Raw genomic sequence first — 16,549 nt, forward strand, 5'->3', positions numbered from 1 at the left:
GCGGCACCCCGCGCCACGCCGCGTACGGTCATGGGTATGAGCTCCACTCCCCCCGCACGCCGCCTGCGTCTCGGCCTGCCCCGGCGGGTGTTCTCGCAGGTCCTGCTGATGCAGCTGTCGATCGCCGCGGGCGTCGCCGTACTGGCCACCGGGCTGTTCCTCGCGCCGCTCGGCGACCAGCTGGACGACCAGGCGATGCGCCGCGCGCTCGCGATCGCGCAGACCACCGCCCAGCAGCCGCAGATGGCACAGGACCTGGAGGGCACCGCGCCGTCGCCGGACGGCCCGGTGCAGCGGGAGGCGGAACGGATCCGGAAGGCCACCGGCGCCGAGTACGTCGTGGTGCTGGACCTGCGGGGCGTGCGCTGGTCGCACACCGATCCGGAGCGGATCGGCGGACTGGTGTCGACCGACCCGGGGGAGGCGCTGGCCGGGCAGGACGTCATGGAGATCGACGACGGCACCCTCGGGCGCTCCGCGCGGGGCAAGGTGCCGCTGCGGAACGAGGACGGCGAGATCATCGGCGCGGTCTCGGTCGGCATCGCCTACGACAGCGTCCGGGCCCGGCTGATCCACGCCATCCCGGGACTGTTCGCGTACGCCGGCGGCGCCCTGGCCGTGGGCGCGCTCGCGGCCTGGCTGATCTCCCGGCGCGTGCAGCGGCAGACCCGTGACCTGGCCTTCTCGGACATCGCGGCGCTGCTCGCGGAGCGGGAGGCGATGCTGCACGGGATCCGGGAGGGCGTGGTCGCCCTGGACCGCGACGGCCGTGTCCGGCTGCTGAACGACGAGGCGCAACGGCTGCTGGGGATCGGTGAGGAGGCCGTCGGCCGCTCCCCCGACGCGGCGCTCGGTGCGGGACGTACCGCCGACGTACTGGCCGGGCGGGTGACCGGCACCGATCTGCTCACCGTCCGCGGCCGGCGGGTCCTGGTCGCCAACCGGATGCCGACGGACGACGGCGGCGCCGTGGCCACCCTGCGCGACCGCACGGAGCTGGACCGGCTCGGCCGGGAACTCGACTCCACGCGCGGGCTGATCGACGCGCTGCGCGCCCAGGACCACGAGCACGCGAACCGTATGCACACCCTGCTGGGACTGCTGGAGCTGGAGATGTACGACGACGCGGTGGAGTTCGTCGGCGAGGTCGTCGGTGATCACCGGGCCACGTCGGAGCAGGTGACCGAGAAGATCCGGGATCCGCTGCTCGCGGCGCTGCTGGTGGGCAAGGCGACGGTCGCGGCCGAGCGCGGAGTGGCGCTGTGGGTGTCGGACGGCACCCGGCTGCCGGACCGGCTGATCGACCCCCGGGGGCTCGTCACCGTCGTGGGCAATCTGGTGGACAACGCCCTGGACGCCGTCGCCGGTACGCCGCACGCGCGCGTGGAGGTCGAAGTGCGTACCGAGGGGCGTACGGCGGTGCTCGTGGTGCGCGACACCGGGCCCGGGATCCCGCCGGAACACCACGAGTCGATCTTCACCGAGGGCTGGTCCACCAAGGAGCCGCCGGCCCACCGCGAGCGCGGCATCGGGCTGCCGCTGGTGCGCAGGCTCGCCGAGCGGCAGGGCGGGAGCGCGGAGGTGGGCGAGGCACCGGGCGGGGGCGCGGAGTTCACCGTCGTCCTGCCCGACGCCCTGACGGAGGCGGGCGCGGAGCCCGCGCTCACCGGTGCGCCGGCCGAGGAGGAGTCGCGGTGATCGAGGTCCTGGTCGTGGACGACGACGTGCGGGTCGCGCGGGTCAACGCGGCGTACGTCGCGAAGGTGCCCGGCTTCGTCGTCACCGGGGAGGCGCACAGCGCGGCGGAGGCGCTCGCCCGGCTGGAGGCGGCACCCCGGCCGGATCTCGTCCTCATGGACCACTATCTGCCCGACGAGACGGGGCTCGCGGTGGTGCGGGAGATGCGCCGGCGCGGCCTGCAGACCGATGTGATCATGGTGACGGCGGCGCGGGACGTGTCCACGGTGCAGGCGGCGATGCGGCACGGCGCCCTGCAGTACCTGGTCAAACCGTTCGCCTTCGCCGGGCTGCGCGCCAAGCTGGAGGCGTACGCGGAGCTTCGCCGCACCCTCGACGGCGGCGGCGAGGCGGAGCAGGCGGAGGTGGACCGTATCTTCGGCGCGTTGTCGGTGTCCTCCGAGCCCCAACTGCCCAAGGGGCACTCCCCCACCACCGCCGAACTCGTACGGCGGTCGCTGATGAACGCCGACGGCCCGCTGTCGGCCCAGGAGATCGCCGAACGCACGGGGGTGAGCCGGCAGACCGCCCAGCGCTATCTGAAGCTGCTGGAACGCACGGGACGGGCCACGCTGACCCTGAAGTACGGCGACGCGGGCCGCCCGGAACACCGGTATGTGTGGGCGACCCGCGCCTGAGGCACGGCCCATGGGGGCGGGGGAAGGGAACCGTGCCCTTCCCCCATTACGGATGACGGCGCCGCCCGTCTCCGTCGTGCGCCCGCCAGACGGTGTCCGACGCATGAGCGCATGTGTCGGACACCCCCTGGGCGCTCTACACCGCGCCCGCGCCGGTCAGTGAGCGCACCTCGGTCTCCGCGTGCTTGGCCTCGTCGGGGAGCTCGGGTGAGGTGACCGTGCCCAGCCAGCCGGCCAGGAAGCCCAGCGGGATGGAGACCAGACCGGGGTTCTGCAGCGGGAAGAGCTGGAAGTCGACGCCCGGGAAGAGGGAGGCGGGACTGCCCGACACCACCGGGGAGAGCAGCACCAGCAGCACGGCGGGGACCAGACCCCCGTAGACGGACCATACGGCGCCGCGTGTGGTGAAGCCGCGCCAGAACAGCGAGTACAGCAGCACGGGCAGGTTCGCGGACGCGGCCACGGCGAACGCGAGGCCCACCAGGAACGCCACGTTGAGGTCGCGGGCGAGCAGACCGAGGGCGATCGCGACCAGTCCGACGCCGACCGAGGCGACGCGGGCCACGGCCACCTCACTGCGCGGCTTCCCGCTCCGGCGTCGCAGGGAGACGTACAGGTCGTGTGCGACGGAGGCCGAGGAGGCGAGGGTGATCCCCGCGACCACGGCGAGGATCGTCGCGAACGCCACGGCGGCGACGACCGCGAACAGGATCGTGCCGCCCGTGGAACCGGCGCCGCCGCCCAGGTCGAGGGCGAGCAGCGGAACCGCCGTGTTCCCGGACGCGTTCGACGCGCGTACGGTGTCCGGCCCGATGAGGGCGGCGGCGCCGAAGCCGAGCACGATCGTCATCAGGTAGAAGCCGCCGATGAGTCCGATCGCCCAGACCACCGACCGTCGTGCCGCCCGCGCGGTGGGGACGGTGTAGAAGCGGGACAGGATGTGCGGCAGGCCCGCCGTGCCGAGCACCAGCGCGAGACCGAGGCTGACGAAGTCGAACCGGGCGGTCCAGTCTCCGCCGTAGGCGAGTCCGGGTGCGAGGAACGCGTCGCCGTGGCCGCTGCGTTCGGCCGCGGTGAGGAGCAGGCGGTTGAAGTCGCCGTGGAAGCGCAGCAGGACGAGGACGGTCAGCACGACGGTGCCGCCGAGCAGCAGGACCGCCTTGACGATCTGGATCCAGGTGGTGGCCCTCATCCCACCGAGCGACACGTAGATCACCATGAGTACACCGACGCCGACGACGGTCCAGGCCCGGGTCGCCTCTCCCGTACCGCCGAGCAGCAGCGCGACCAGGCTGCCCGCACCCACCATCTGCGCCACCAGATACAGAACGGACACGGTGACCGAGGACGTTCCCGCCGCGATGCGCACCGGCCGCTCCCGCATGCGCGCCGCGACCACGTCGGCGAGGGTGAAACGGCCGCAGTTGCGCACCAGTTCCGCGACCAGGAACAGGACCACCAGCCAGGCCACCAGGAAGCCGACCGAGTAGAGCATCCCGTCGTAGCCGACGAGGGCGATGAGTCCGGAGATGCCGAGGAAGGAGGCGGCCGACATGTAGTCACCCGCGATGGCAAAACCATTTTCCATCGGGGAGAAGAGCCTGCCGCCCGCGTAGAACTCCTCGGCCGAACCCTGCCGGTGGCGGCTCACCCAGGTCGTGATGCCGAGGGTCACCGCGACGAACGCGGCGAACAGCAGCAGTGCCGCCGTCTGGTGATCACCCGTCATGCCGCGCCGCCTCTCCCGCGCGCGAGTTCCTGGGCGTCCCAGCGCAGTTCCAGCGCCGCCCGGTCCCGGCGCAGCCGCGCATGGCGGACGTAGGCCCAGGTGAGCAGGAACGTGGTCAGGAACTGGCCCAGTCCGGCGAGCAGGCCCAGGTTCACGGCGCCCGCGACGGGCCGGGCCATCAGTCCCGGCGCGGTCGTGGCGGTCACGACGTACGCCACGTACCAGGTGAGGAAGGCCATGACCGCGGGTACCACGAACCGCCGGTACCGGCTGCGCACCTCCTGGAAGGCCGCGCTGCGCTGTACTTCGAGGTAGACGTCGGCGGCGTCCGCGCGCGGGGTCGGTGAGGTCGTCTCCGCCGGGCCGGACGATTCGCCCCAGCCCGAGGCCAGGGCGTCGTACCAGGGATCGTCGTATCTCACGTCCCCCGAATTGCTTTGCTGCATACCCAAGGATGGACAGAACGGGAAGATCCCTGACTCTTCTTCCCGTTCCTCTTCACCCCATCAGGTGATTCGCCCCGCATGCGCCCCGCGGGGGCGCTATGCGTCGATGCGTGAGCGGTCCAGCGTCGCCGCGGAACTGGAGATGAACTCCTTGCGCGGGGCGACGTCGTTGCCCATCAGCAGGTCGAAGACCTGCTCCGCGGCCTCCAGATCGGTGAGGTTGATCCGCCGCAGGGTGCGGTGGCGCGGGTCCATGGTGGTCTCCGCCAGCTGGTCGGCGTCCATCTCGCCGAGACCCTTGTAACGCTGGATCGAGTCCTTGTAGCGGACGTTCTTGCTCTGGAACTCCAGGAGCTTGTCCCGCAGTTCCCGGTCCGAGTACGTGTAGACGTACTTGTCCTGGCCCTTCTTGGGCTGGATCAGCTCGATGCGGTGCAGCGGCGGCACCGCGGCGAACACCCGGCCGGCCTCGACCATGGGCCGCATGTAGCGGTGGAACAGGGTGAGCAGCAGGGTGCGGATGTGGGAGCCGTCGACATCGGCGTCGGTCATCATGATGATCTTGCCGTAGCGGGCCGTGTCGATGTCGAAGGTCCGGCCCGAGCCGGCCCCTATGACCTGGATGATCGCGCCGCACTCGGCGTTCTTCAGCATGTCCGTCACGGACGACTTCTGGACGTTGAGGATCTTGCCGCGGATCGGCAGCAGCGCCTGGAACTCGGAGTTCCGGGCGAGCTTGGCCGTGCCGAGCGCGGAGTCGCCCTCGACGATGAACAGTTCGCTGCGGTCGACGTCGTCGCTGCGGCAGTCGGCGAGCTTGGCCGGCAGCGAGGAGGACTCCAGGGCCGTCTTGCGGCGCTGCGCGTCCTTGTGCTGACGGGCCGCGATACGGGTCCGGGCCGCCGCGACGGCCTTCTCCATGACCACGCGGGCCTGCTGGGCGTCGTCCCGCTTGGTGGAGGTCAGGAACGCCTTGAGCTCCTTGGAGATCACGGTGTTCACGATGCGGCGGGCCGCCGAGGTGCCGAGGACCTCCTTGGTCTGGCCCTCGAACTGCGGCTCGGCCAGCCGGACCGTGACCACCGCGGTGAGGCCCTCGAGGGCGTCGTCCTTGACGATGTCGTCCTCGGCCACGCGCAGCATCTTCTTGGTGCGCAGCACCTCGTTCATCGTCTTGGCGACGGCCTGCTCGAAACCGGCGACGTGGGTACCGCCCTTGGGGGTGGCGATGATGTTGACGAAGGAGCGGAGCATGGTGTCGTAGCCCGTCCCCCAGCGCATGGCCACGTCGACGCCGAGCTCGCGGGTGACCTCGGTGGGCGTCATCTGACCGTGCTCGTCGAGGACGGGGACGGTCTCCTTGAAGGTGCCCTGTCCGGTGAAGCGGAGCGTGTCGCAGACGGGGCGGTCCGCGGCGAGGAACTCGCAGAACTCGCTGATGCCGCCGTCGAAGCGGAAGGACTCCTCGCCCTTGCTGCCGCCCTCACCGAGCCCGTACTCGTCGCGCACGACGATGGTCAGACCGGGGACCAGGAACGCGGTCTGCCGGGCGCGCTGGTGCAGCGTGTCCAGGGCGAGCTTGGCGTCCTTGAGGAAGATCTGGCGGTCGGCCCAGTAGCGCACGCGTGTGCCGCTGCGGGTCTTCGGGATCTTCTTGGCCTTGCGCAGCCCGCTCCCGGCCTCGAACTTCGCGTCCGGGCTCCCGGTGGCGAAGGCTCCCGGAACCCCGCGCCGGAAGCTGATCGCGTGGGTGTGCCCGCCCCGGTCCACCTCGACGTCCAGCCGCGCGGACAGCGCGTTGACGACGGAGGCGCCGACGCCGTGCAGACCGCCGGAGGCGGCGTAGGAGCCGCCTCCGAACTTGCCGCCGGCGTGCAGCTTGGTCATGACGACCTCGACCCCGGAGAGGCCGGTCTTGGGCTCGACGTCGACCGGGATGCCCCGGCCGTTGTCCCGGACCTCCACCGAGCCGTCGTCGTGGAGCACCACGTCGATGTGGTCGCAGTAGCCTCCGAGGGCCTCGTCCACGGAGTTGTCGATGATCTCCCAGAGGCAGTGCATCAGGCCACGGCTGTCGGTGGACCCGATGTACATACCGGGGCGCTTCCGCACGGCCTCGAGCCCCTCGAGGACGAGCAGGTGCCGCGCGGTGTAGTTGGAACCGTCCCGGTCTGCTCCTGCCAGCAGCGCTGTGGACGGCACGGACGTCTCGGCGGTCACGCGGTTCGCTCCTCGCTGAATTTCAGATGCGGCCCTCTTGGGTAAGGGCGCGGCTTCAGTCACCGGTGAGAGGGTACCGAGGCCTGGTAGAGCCGTTGTCACGCCACCCTCGCTTCAGCCCACCCTAGTCCAGGGTCGTATGCGTGTTCGATCCCTCGATGGAGTGAAGCACACATCACGTTCCCTTCCAGGCATGAACCATTTAGGCTCCGGGCACGTCCTCATGAACAACCGGCAAGCCAGCCGGGAGGGCCGACCACCGATACGAACGCGAATCCGTACGACACATCAGACACGCACTACGGCACATTCGCCGCCAACCGGCAGCAGCCAGCCGCCTCGGAAAGATTTTTTCGAGGAGAAGCCACGAGCGGGAACGTTTTCGGGCTGGTTGGATGTTGACCCTGGTACGACAGCTCGTCGAGCTAGAGAAGAGGCGACGTGACTACTGTTCTGACCCCCGCGAGCCCGCTGACGGCCGCCGATCGCTGCGACCGCTGCGGCGCCCAGGCATACCTGCGCGTCGTCCTGCTGAGCGGCGGAGAACTGCTCTTCTGCGCCCACCACGGCCGCAAGTTCGAGCCGGAACTCAAGAAGATCGCCGCCGAGATACAGGACGAGACGGAGCGGCTCACCGCCCCCGCGGCACCCGCTCCCGACGAGGAGCGCTGACCCGAAGAGCGCCGACAGAGCGCCGACACCTCGCGTCCGACGACGAGCACCCGGCACAGGCCGGTGAGCGGGCGGCCGCCTCCCTCGGGGAGGCAGCCGCCCGTCTCATGCCCGCAGGCGCCAGGGGCCGCTGAGCGGCCCGTGGGCGCCCTCCTCGTCCGCTCTCAGCCCTGCGGCCACCCGAGGGTCCGCAGGATGTCCGAGACACGTGTGTACACCCCGGGGCTGCCGGCCCAGCCGCACCCCGCTCCCCAGGAGACGAGCCCTATCAGCCGCCCCTGGGCCACCAGCGGCCCGCCACTGTCCCCCTGACAGGCGTCCCGGCCGCCTTCCACCTCGCCCGCGCACAGCATCGTCCTGGCGCGGTAGGTGCCCTCGGAACCGCCCGGATACGCCTTCTCGCACAGCGCGTCGGGCTGCACCCGCACACGCGCCGCGTGCAGGCTCCCGGCGTAGGAACCCGACCCCGTGGTGTCCCCCCATCCGTAGACGGTGGCGGGGGTGCCCGCGCGGTAGGCGGGATCACCGGTCCCGGCCATGGCTATGACGGAGTTCGAGGGCAGCGGCTCGGCCAGGCTGAGCACGGCGAAGTCGCCGGAGTTGGTGACACCGTCGTAGCGCGGGTTCACCCAGGTGTCGCGTACGGCGATCTCCTGACCGCGCTCCGAGAGCAGTTCCGTGCGCCCCGCGATCACCCTGAGGTCGCCCACCCTGTCCGCAGGCGCCCCCAGCACCTCCTCGTCCATGCAGTGGGCCGCGGTCAGCACGGTGGTCCGGCCGACCGCCACACCCCCGCAGAACTGTCCCGCCCGGGTACCTCCGAACCGGTCACGGCTGGACAGCGCCACGGTCCACGGCCCCTCCGAGACGTCCACGGGAAAGCCACCGACGACGATGCTGTCGGCGGTCGCCGGAAGGGCCGAGGCCAGCGGTATGACGGTCGCGGCGGCCGCGAGGGCCAGCGGCCGGGCCAGGGCCCGGGCAAGACGACGTCGCATGCGCGCTCCTCACACTGGGGTGATCCTTAGGCACCCACAGTGAGGGACCTCTCCCGGGCCCGCACCCGCGCGGCAGCGCGAAGGCCCGGCCCCCGCGAGCGGGAACCGGGCCTGACGCACGACTGCCCGTCGTGGCGGTCCTGCCTAGTCGAGGTAGTCGCGCAGCACCTGGGAGCGCGACGGGTGGCGCAGCTTCGACATGGTCTTGGACTCGATCTGGCGGATGCGCTCGCGCGTGACGCCGTACACCTTGCCGATCTCGTCGAGGGTCTTCGGCTGACCGTCGGTGAGACCGAAGCGCATGGAGACCACGCCGGCCTCGCGCTCGGACAGGGTGTCGAGCACGGAGTGCAGCTGCTCCTGCAGCAGCGTGAAGCTGACCGCGTCGGCCGGGACGACCGCCTCGGAGTCCTCGATGAGGTCACCGAACTCGCTGTCGCCGTCCTCGCCCAGCGGGGTGTGCAGGGAGATGGGCTCGCGGCCGTACTTCTGGACCTCGATGACCTTCTCCGGGGTCATGTCGAGTTCCTTGGCCAGCTCCTCCGGGGTGGGCTCGCGGCCCAGGTCCTGGAGCATCTGACGCTGTACGCGGGCGAGCTTGTTGATGACCTCGACCATGTGCACCGGGATACGGATGGTGCGGGCCTGGTCGGCCATCGCGCGGGTGATCGCCTGACGGATCCACCAGGTGGCGTACGTGGAGAACTTGTAGCCCTTGGTGTAGTCGAACTTCTCGACCGCGCGGATCAGACCGAGGTTGCCCTCCTGGATGAGGTCCAGGAAGAGCATGCCGCGTCCGGTGTAGCGCTTGGCCAGGGAGACCACCAGACGGAGGTTGGCCTCGAGCAGGTGGTTCTTGGCGCGGCGCCCGTCCTCGGCGATGATCTCCAGCTCGCGCTTGAGCTTCGGCGCCAGCTTGTCGGCGTTGGCCAGCTTGTCCTCGGCGAACAGACCCGCCTCGATGCGCTTGGCGAGCTCGACCTCCTGCTCGGCGTTGAGCAGGGGGACCTTTCCGATCTGCTTGAGGTAGTCCTTGACCGGGTCGGCGGTGGCACCGGCGGCGGCGACCTGCTGGGCCGGCGCGTCGTCCTCGTCCTCGTCGGAGAGCACGAAGCCGGCGCTCTCGGCACCCTCCGGCTCTTCCGCGGCCTTGGTGTCCTCGACGACCTCGTCGTCGGCCAGCTCGGCGTCGTCCTTCTTGGCCGCGGTCTTCTTGGCGGCCGTCTTCTTGGCCGTGGTCTTCTTCGCGGCCGTCTTCTTGGCGGTCGTCTTCTTGGCAGCCGCCTTCTTGGCGGGTGCCTCCTCCTCGACGGCGGGGTCGGCGGACGGGGCCGTCGGAGTCGCGGTGGCGGTGGCCTTCCGGGCGGTCGCCGTCTTGGCCGCGACCGTCTTGGTGGCGGTGCGCTTGGCGGGGCTCTTCGCTGCGACGCTCTTGCGGGTGCGCTTGGGCTCTGCGGCACTGACCATCAGCGTCACACCCTCTTCCTCGAGGATCTGGTTGAGGCTGCGCAGTACGTTCTTCCACTGAGTGGCCGGAATCTGGTCAGCTTCGAAGGCCCGACGCACGTCATCGCCGGCGATCTGCCCCTCAGCCTTTCCCCGCTCAATGAGCGCCATGACAGAGACGGACTCGGCGATCTCCGGCGGGAGCGTACGGGATGTGCTGGCCGACACGAACAACCTCTCGGAACGTTGGAAAACGGCTTCCGGCCCCGTCCACAGTGGACAGGAGCCGACCGCCGGCTTGGGGATGGGCCGACGGCGCGGGCGGGGGCCGGGGAAGTTGCACAGCGCCTTGAACGGCGTCCGTATTCCCTCCGCGGCTGTCACCTCTTAGGTCATCGCGTTCTCTCAAGGAGCGTTACGCCCATTCCGCGTGGCCCGAGTCACACCCCGTAAGCGCACAGAATCGGTCAAACAATAACTAAAGCGGTCACTCGGGGGCATGGAGGTCTCCTCTTCGAGTCTGCCACGCCTCTCCGGCCGTCGGACCCCGTGGGATCGTCGACGATCCCACGGGGTCCGACGGGGGACGGCTCAGCGGTGGGGCGCTGCCACAGGAGGGGGATGGCACGCCGGACCATGCCGTCCGCGGAACGCGGTCAGTGCTCGCGCGGGGCGGGCACCACGCGTTCCACCTCTGGGTGGACCGTGAGAAGTTGACGCATGGCCGATTCGGCCGCCGCGCCGTCCCCGCCGGCGAGGGCGTCGACGATCCGGCCGTGCTGTACCAGGGAGGCCTCGTTCGGCCGCTCACAGCCCGTGACCGGCCCGCCCGAGACCTGCAGCGCGGCGGACACGATCCCGGAGAGGTGCTCCAGCATCCGGTTACTGGCGACCTGGATGAGCAGGGAGTGGAACTCGGAGTCGGCGCGGGCGAACGTGAGGGCGTCGCCCTGCCCCATGGCGTGCCCCATGATCTCCACCATGTCGGCCAGCCGCTGCTGGACGTCCTCCCGTCCGTGCCCGGCCGCCAGGCGCGCGGCGAGCGGCTCGATCGTCCAGCGCAGCTCGCTCAGCTCACGGCGCTGGTCGTCCCGCTGCGGCCCGAAGGCCCGCCACTCGATGATGTCCGGGTCGAGCAGGTTCCAGTCGCTGACGGGGCGCACGCGCGTGCCGACGTTCGGACGGGCGCTGACCAGGCCCTTGGCCTCCAGGACGCGGAGCGACTCGCGGACTACGGTGCGGGAGACCTCGAAGCGCTGGCCGATCTCCTCCGGCACCAGCGGGCGGTCGGCGCCGAGGTCCCCTGAGACGATCATCTGGCCCAGCTGCTGGACGAGTTGGCCGTGCAGCCCGCGTCCGCGGCTGCCCGCGGACCGCCGGCCCACACGGCCCAGCTCCGGGTCCGCGCCGTCCCACGCGGGAACCCCGACGCGGTCGACGCCGGGCGCTTCGGCGTAGGGGTAGCGGTCGAGTTCGCCCGGGCTCGCGAGGCCGGAGTCTGCGGAGCGGGCGGCGGTCATCATGGTGTGCGCAAGGGTACTCACGCATCTTTTGTCGGCTTCGCTTCCAACTCCCTTGAGGTCTTTGGTGAAAAGCACACGAAAGGGTGATCGCTCACCCCGTCGCAATTGACGCCTTATCGGAAAGATGCGGACTTTTTGCGGGGAGTTGCGGCCAGCGGAGGGCCCGGCTGTTCACGGACGGTCGTCATCGGACTCTGCTTCGCAGGCCGGTGAACAGATACGCGCACAGCAGCGCCGCCAGCGACAACGTCAGGGCCCCGCCGACGGGTTGGGCGACCATGCGCAGTACGGCGTCCAGCTGCCGCTCGCCCCCGAAGGGCCACCGCAGCGGCAGACCGTCCCGCAGCCGCGACGACAGCGGGGCCGGGGTGCGCACCGACGGCCCGTCCATCGCCTTGTGCACCAGCGGCACCACGAGCAGGGGTACGGCGACGACGACGGCGAGACCGGCGGTGGTGGACCGGAACACACCCGCGGCCAGCACGCCGGCGCAGGCGCATCCCGTCACGAGGCCGAGCCAACCCGCGCTCAGGGGCAGCCAGTCGGCGGGAACCTCGACGAGCTCCCGTCCGTATACGAGATAGAGCAGTTCGGCGTCGCAGCCGACGGTGAGCACGGCCAGCACCAGCGCGGTAACGGAGGCCACGAGGAGTTTGGCGGTCAGCAGCCCCAGCCGGCGGGGCACGGTGCCGCGGTCGGCCGCCAGCGCGGGGTGGCGGAACTCGTCGCCGAAGGCCAGCGCGCCGAGCAGTCCCGCGCCGAGCGCCGCGGGGGGCAGGGGCAACTCCTGCGGCCAGGCGGCCAGCAGGCGCGGCTGCGGGGTGTGCCCTGCCCGTGCCAGCAGTACGGCGGTGAGCGCGGACACGGCGAGCACGGCCGCCCCGACGAGGAAGCCCGTGGCGACACCCGTGGCCCGGCGGATCTCGTAGCGCAGGGGGCGGAGAGGTCTGGGCGCGGCCCGGACGGCGACGGGTGGCGGCAGCCCGGCCCCGGCGTCGCGCATACGGGCGGCCCGGCGCGAGCGGTCCGGCACTTCGTCCGGCACCTGCCGGGGTTCCATCGCGGACCCGGGGGCCGCTTCGCCTGCCGGGGCGGCCGGGTGGCGGTCCGGATCGTCCTGCGTGTCGTCCGCGGGCGGTGACACGTCGGCTTCCGGCGGGGCCGATAGCGCGCCGACGCCGGCCCGGGGCGCTGGCCCGTCCGGTCCCGGGGCGCCGGCGCCCGGACCCATGTCGCCGACTTCGTCGGCCAGTTGGTGGACGACGATGCCGTGCCGGAACGCGATCTCGCCGATGTCCGCGCAGGTACTGCCGTAGACGCAGAGGCGGTTGCCGCCCTCGTGCACGACCTCCACGGACCGCCGGGCGGCCCGGGCCTCCTGCGCGAGGAGGGCGGTGAGCCGGGCGGCGTGCGGGCTGCGGACGGCGACGCGGGGGCGCAGCCGGGTGCGCGAGAAGTCCGCCACCGGCTGGTCGGCGACGAGTCTCCCCCGCTCCAGGGTGACCACATGGTCCGCGATCCGTGCGGCCTCCTTCGGGTCGGCCGTGGTGCACAGCACGGTGCCGCCCTGGGCCGCGTACGCCCGGAGCATGTCGTGCAGCCGGCGCTTCTCGGTGGTGGAGAGGCCTTTCGCGGGCTCGTCGAGAACGAGGGTGTGCGGGTCGGGCAGCAGGGCGCAGGCCAGTCCGAGGCGGCGGTCCATGCCGCGGGACAGGATGCCGAGGCGTTCGTCGCGCAGGCTCACGAGCCCCGCCGCTTCGAGCACTTCGTCGGCCCGGCGCACCGGTACACCCGCGGCGGCGCACAGCATGCGGAGGTGCCCGCGGACGGTACGGGCGGGGTGTCCCGGCACATCGCCGAGCAGTACGCCGACTTCCTGGGCGGGATGGGGGATGCGGTGCAGGGGGCGGCCTCTGAAGCAGGTGATGCCACGGCCGCGTTGGAGCTCGAGCATGAGCCGGAGCGCCGTGGTCTTGCCGGCGCCCGGCCCTCCGAGCAGCACGGTGACGCGGCCCGCGTGCGCCTCGAAGGAGACGTCGTCGACGGCGGGCGGAAGCTCTTTGCGAGGGCTGCTGGTCAGTCCGGTGGCCTGGATCACGCGATGCAACATAGCGCGCCATATGGGGTTTTTCGGGCATCGCGTGGCCCGTCGGTGAAGGTGAAGGGCGCCGTCCCGCCGGGCCCGTTGGCCTGGTCGGGCCGCCCCGCGTCAGACCTCGGGGCGCAGCATCGGGGGGTTGAGCAGGGTGGCTCCGCCGGCCCGGAAGAGCTGGGCGGGGCGGCCGCCCTGCCGTGTGGTGGTGCCACCGGTGGGAACCAGGAAGCCCGGTGTGCCCGTCACCTTGCGGTGGAAGTTGCGCGGGTCGAGCGCCACGCCCCAGACCGCCTCGTAGACCCGGCGCAGCTCGCCGACGGTGAACTCGGGCGGGCAGAAGGCCGTCGCCAGCGACGAGTACTCGATCTTGGAGCGGGCGCGCTCCACTCCGTCCGACAGAATCTGGGCGTGGTCGAAGGCGAGGGGCGCCACCGGTTCGCCGTCCCTGCCGGAACCACCCTGCTGCAGCAGTTCCTCGACATGCGCCCAGCGCGCGTTGCTGGCGTCGCCCCCCGCCCGGGGTGCGGGCAGGTCGGGGGCGAGGGCGAGGTGGGCGACGCTGACGACCCGCATCCGCGGGTCCCGCTTGGGATCACCGTACGTGGCGAGCTGTTCCAGATGAGCGCCGTTGTCCTGGGCGGGGATGGCGGGGTCGTGCACCCGCAGCCCGGTCTCCTCGGCCAGTTCCCGGGCCGCGGCCTGTGCCAGATCCTCGTCGTCCCGTACGAAGCCTCCGGGCAGTGCCCAGCACCCCTGGAACGGCGCCTCGCCCCGGCGTACCGCCAGCGCGCACAGGGCATGGCGGCGTACGGTCAGCACGACCAGGTCCACGGTGACGGCGAAGGGCGGAAAGGCTGACGGGTCGTAGGGCATGCGGCGATCATAGTCGTCTGCCTGACGATAAACACTCCCTTCGCCGACCGTATCGCCAACTGATCCACTTCGGTCGGGCGGTGCGTATCGCAGGACCCGATGTCATGTCCCGTCCGGCAGACCTCCGTTCGTTCATGCCGGGGCCCGCGTGATCCGGGGCGCGTCTGCGGCGCTCCTCATGGCGGGCCGCCGCGCCTTCGCCACCCCGGAGGCTCCCCCGGTGCCGCACGGGCGGGGTCTACGGCACCCCACCGACGCCGGCGCCCACCCGGACAGCGGGCGTCTGTCCGTCCTCCCCCGGAACGCGTCCGGTCCCCCGGCCGGCACGGCGCGGACGGCATCCCACCACCTGCCCACCAGGGCCCCGAGGAGGAGCGCCGACACGATGAACGCGACGCCGGCACTCACTCACTCCTCCCCGTCACCGTGCTGGTGGCCGGCCTGTGCGCCCGGCTGCGAGCTGCCACGGCGGCGGCGCGCGCCCGGACCGCTCATGCCGGGACCGGCCGTGCCGGGACGCGTCCCCTTCTCGCCCGCGCCACCCGGGCGCCCGCCGCAGTCCGCCGCGGGGTGCTTGCTCGACGCCGAAGCACGGGGGTGCGGCACCAAACGGCCCGGCCGGCCGCCCTCCGCGCGGGCCCGGCGCGGAAGGGCGCCGTCGGCGCCGGGCGCCCGCGTTCGAGGCCGGCGGGGCAGGGGAGGAGCCACTTCCGGGTCCGGGTCCCCGGGTTCGGCTGCCGGTGGCTCGCAGTCGCCCGGCTGACCCGGCCCTGTGCCCGTGCCGCCTCGGTCCTCGCGTGCGGACCGCAGGCAGTGACGGATCGACTCCGGGTCGAGTCCCTCGTTGCACGCCTGGTGGAGAAGCCGCGCGAAGAGGTAGTCGGGGTCGGCGCCCAGGGCCATGGCGAGGGCCTCCCGGGCCTCCAGTTCGTCACCGGCGGACCAGGCGACCCACCCGGCGAGGGTGAGGGATGCCGCGGCATGCTCGCCGTACGCGCCCACGCAGCGGCGGGACAGCGCACGCCACAGACGGAGGGCCGGTGCTGCCTCGTCGTCCTCCATCCACCCGGCCGCGCGGTCGCGGGTCGTGCGGTCCTGCAGTCCGAGAATCAGCTTCGCGGCCTCGTCGTGCCCGAGCAGTTCGTCGTCCCGCAGGTCCGCCGGGCGCACGCCGGACACGGGCCGGGCGGTGGCGAACCGGCGCAGGATCCGCTCGGCCAGCCGCAGCGTCTCCTCGGCCACCTCGGCCCGGCCCTCGGCGTCGAGAATCCTGGGGATCAGCGCCAGGCCGGCGGCGTCCAGGGCGGCCTCCTGCTCCCGGGCGGCGGAGTGCTCCCACGGCAGCAGCCGGGCGCGCAGTTCGCTCAGGGTGCCGCGGACCTGGAGGCCGGCGTAGGTGGCGGCGGCGGCCAGCACCGACGTGCCGGGCAGGCCCATCGGCGTCCCCTCGGAGGGACAGCATCCCTCGTCGTCACAGCAGTACGACCAGAAGCGGCCGCCGGAGACGCACAGGGCCTCCACCACCGGGATGTCCAGAGCACCGCACTCCAGCCGCAGGGCGCGGGCAAGCGGCCCCAGCCGTTCCTTGACCTGCCGGCCGGATTCGCCCCTGCCGGGCTCGCGGCAGAGGAAGACGACCATCTGCTCGGGCCGGACGCCGCGGCGCTCGCTGCCCTTCACCAGGCCCTGGGCCAGCTGCCGGCCGGCGGAAGGCCAATCGTCGGGACTGTCGGGGATGCCGAGGCGGGCGCGACCGCCGAACCGGCCCCGTCCGTCCTTGTCGTGCAGCGCGACCAGGACGATGCTGTCCTCCGGGCGGTAGCCCAGGAGGTAGGGCAGGGCGTCGGCGAGCTCGGCCGGGGAGCGCAAGGTGACCTGCTGCCCGTCGCCATGGCTGTCGTACGCGGTACAGGTGAGGTCCTCCGGACCCGGTGCGCGGCCCTCCGCGCCGCCGGGTGTCCGAGAAGCGGCGTCGTGGCCCGAGATGTCACCGTTCTCGGAGGATCCAGTGGATTCGCTGTGATTCGTCATGCGAAGACGATCTCGCGGATTGCCGACTTCCGCTCTGCCCTGTGGATAAGTCCGACCAGGGACATGTCACCGGGTCAGGACGGCTGCCCGGGTCCGCCGCCGCACCGCCCGCATGTCGGTGCCGTCCTGTTGTATGGACCC

12 protein-coding genes are annotated in these 16,549 nt (G+C 71.8%); 3 read left to right on the forward strand and 9 right to left on the reverse strand.

The features are described 5' to 3' along the window. Window positions 1-36: 36 nt before the first annotated feature. Both ACGFR9_RS29050 and ACGFR9_RS29055 read left to right on the forward strand, forming a co-directional pair. A complete protein-coding gene (locus tag ACGFR9_RS29050; protein WP_393214087.1) occupies window positions 37-1,698 on the forward strand; it encodes an ATP-binding protein in 1,662 nt (553 codons plus the stop codon). Beyond that, window positions 1,695-2,375 carry a response regulator gene (locus ACGFR9_RS29055; RefSeq protein WP_393214090.1) on the forward strand — a complete coding sequence of 227 codons (681 nt, stop codon included), beginning with the start codon at window positions 1,695-1,697 and terminating at the stop codon, window positions 2,373-2,375. The genes ACGFR9_RS29050 and ACGFR9_RS29055 overlap by 4 nt, the downstream gene beginning before the upstream one ends. A gap of 136 nt (window positions 2,376-2,511) precedes the next feature. On the opposite strand, the gene ACGFR9_RS29060 is transcribed toward ACGFR9_RS29055, so the two are convergent. From ACGFR9_RS29060 to ACGFR9_RS29070, 3 genes are all read right to left on the reverse strand, one after another. Further along, window positions 2,512-4,104, reverse strand: coding sequence for a cation acetate symporter (locus ACGFR9_RS29060; RefSeq protein ID WP_393214093.1), 1,593 nt, complete (start codon window positions 4,102-4,104; stop codon window positions 2,512-2,514). Further along, complete coding sequence (locus ACGFR9_RS29065) at window positions 4,101-4,550, reverse strand: DUF485 domain-containing protein (RefSeq protein WP_393214097.1); 450 nt, start codon at window positions 4,548-4,550, stop codon at window positions 4,101-4,103. The genes ACGFR9_RS29060 and ACGFR9_RS29065 overlap by 4 nt, the downstream gene beginning before the upstream one ends. Window positions 4,551-4,646: 96 nt before the next feature. Beyond that, window positions 4,647-6,770, reverse strand: coding sequence for a type IIA DNA topoisomerase subunit B (locus ACGFR9_RS29070; RefSeq protein WP_393214100.1), 2,124 nt, complete (start codon window positions 6,768-6,770; stop codon window positions 4,647-4,649). 441 nt (window positions 6,771-7,211) lie between these two features. On the opposite strand from ACGFR9_RS29070, the gene ACGFR9_RS29075 reads away from it, so the two are divergent. Then, a complete protein-coding gene (locus tag ACGFR9_RS29075) occupies window positions 7,212-7,442 on the forward strand; it encodes a hypothetical protein (protein WP_030227767.1) in 231 nt (76 codons plus the stop codon). Between the two features lie 164 nt (window positions 7,443-7,606). On the opposite strand, the gene ACGFR9_RS29080 is transcribed toward ACGFR9_RS29075, so the two are convergent. From ACGFR9_RS29080 to ACGFR9_RS29105, 6 genes are all read right to left on the reverse strand, one after another. Beyond that, window positions 7,607-8,440 (reverse strand): S1 family peptidase, encoded by an 834-nt coding sequence (locus tag ACGFR9_RS29080; protein ID WP_393214103.1) that lies wholly within the window; start codon window positions 8,438-8,440, stop codon window positions 7,607-7,609. Window positions 8,441-8,584: 144 nt separating this feature from the next. Further along, window positions 8,585-10,114: an RNA polymerase sigma factor gene (locus ACGFR9_RS29085; RefSeq protein WP_393214106.1), complete on the reverse strand. Its 1,530-nt coding sequence runs from the start codon at window positions 10,112-10,114 to the stop codon at window positions 8,585-8,587. A 428-nt stretch (window positions 10,115-10,542) separates the two neighbouring features. Further along, on the reverse strand, window positions 10,543-11,430 hold the full coding sequence (locus ACGFR9_RS29090; protein ID WP_393214109.1) for a FadR/GntR family transcriptional regulator: 888 nt from the start codon (window positions 11,428-11,430) through the stop codon (window positions 10,543-10,545). 163 nt (window positions 11,431-11,593) lie between these two features. Next, window positions 11,594-13,507 (reverse strand): ATP-binding cassette domain-containing protein, encoded by a 1,914-nt coding sequence (locus ACGFR9_RS29095; protein ID WP_393214111.1) that lies wholly within the window; start codon window positions 13,505-13,507, stop codon window positions 11,594-11,596. Between the two features lie 111 nt (window positions 13,508-13,618). Then, window positions 13,619-14,377 (reverse strand): NUDIX domain-containing protein, encoded by a 759-nt coding sequence (locus ACGFR9_RS29100; RefSeq protein WP_393214113.1) that lies wholly within the window; start codon window positions 14,375-14,377, stop codon window positions 13,619-13,621. Between the two features lie 408 nt (window positions 14,378-14,785). Continuing rightward, on the reverse strand, window positions 14,786-16,408 hold the full coding sequence (locus ACGFR9_RS29105; RefSeq protein ID WP_393214116.1) for a DUF4192 domain-containing protein: 1,623 nt from the start codon (window positions 16,406-16,408) through the stop codon (window positions 14,786-14,788). Window positions 16,409-16,549: the final 141 nt, after the last annotated feature.

The organism is Streptomyces sp. NPDC048584 (assembly GCF_043199595.1).
GTDB lineage: Bacteria > Actinomycetota > Actinomycetes > Streptomycetales > Streptomycetaceae > Streptomyces > Streptomyces edwardsiae.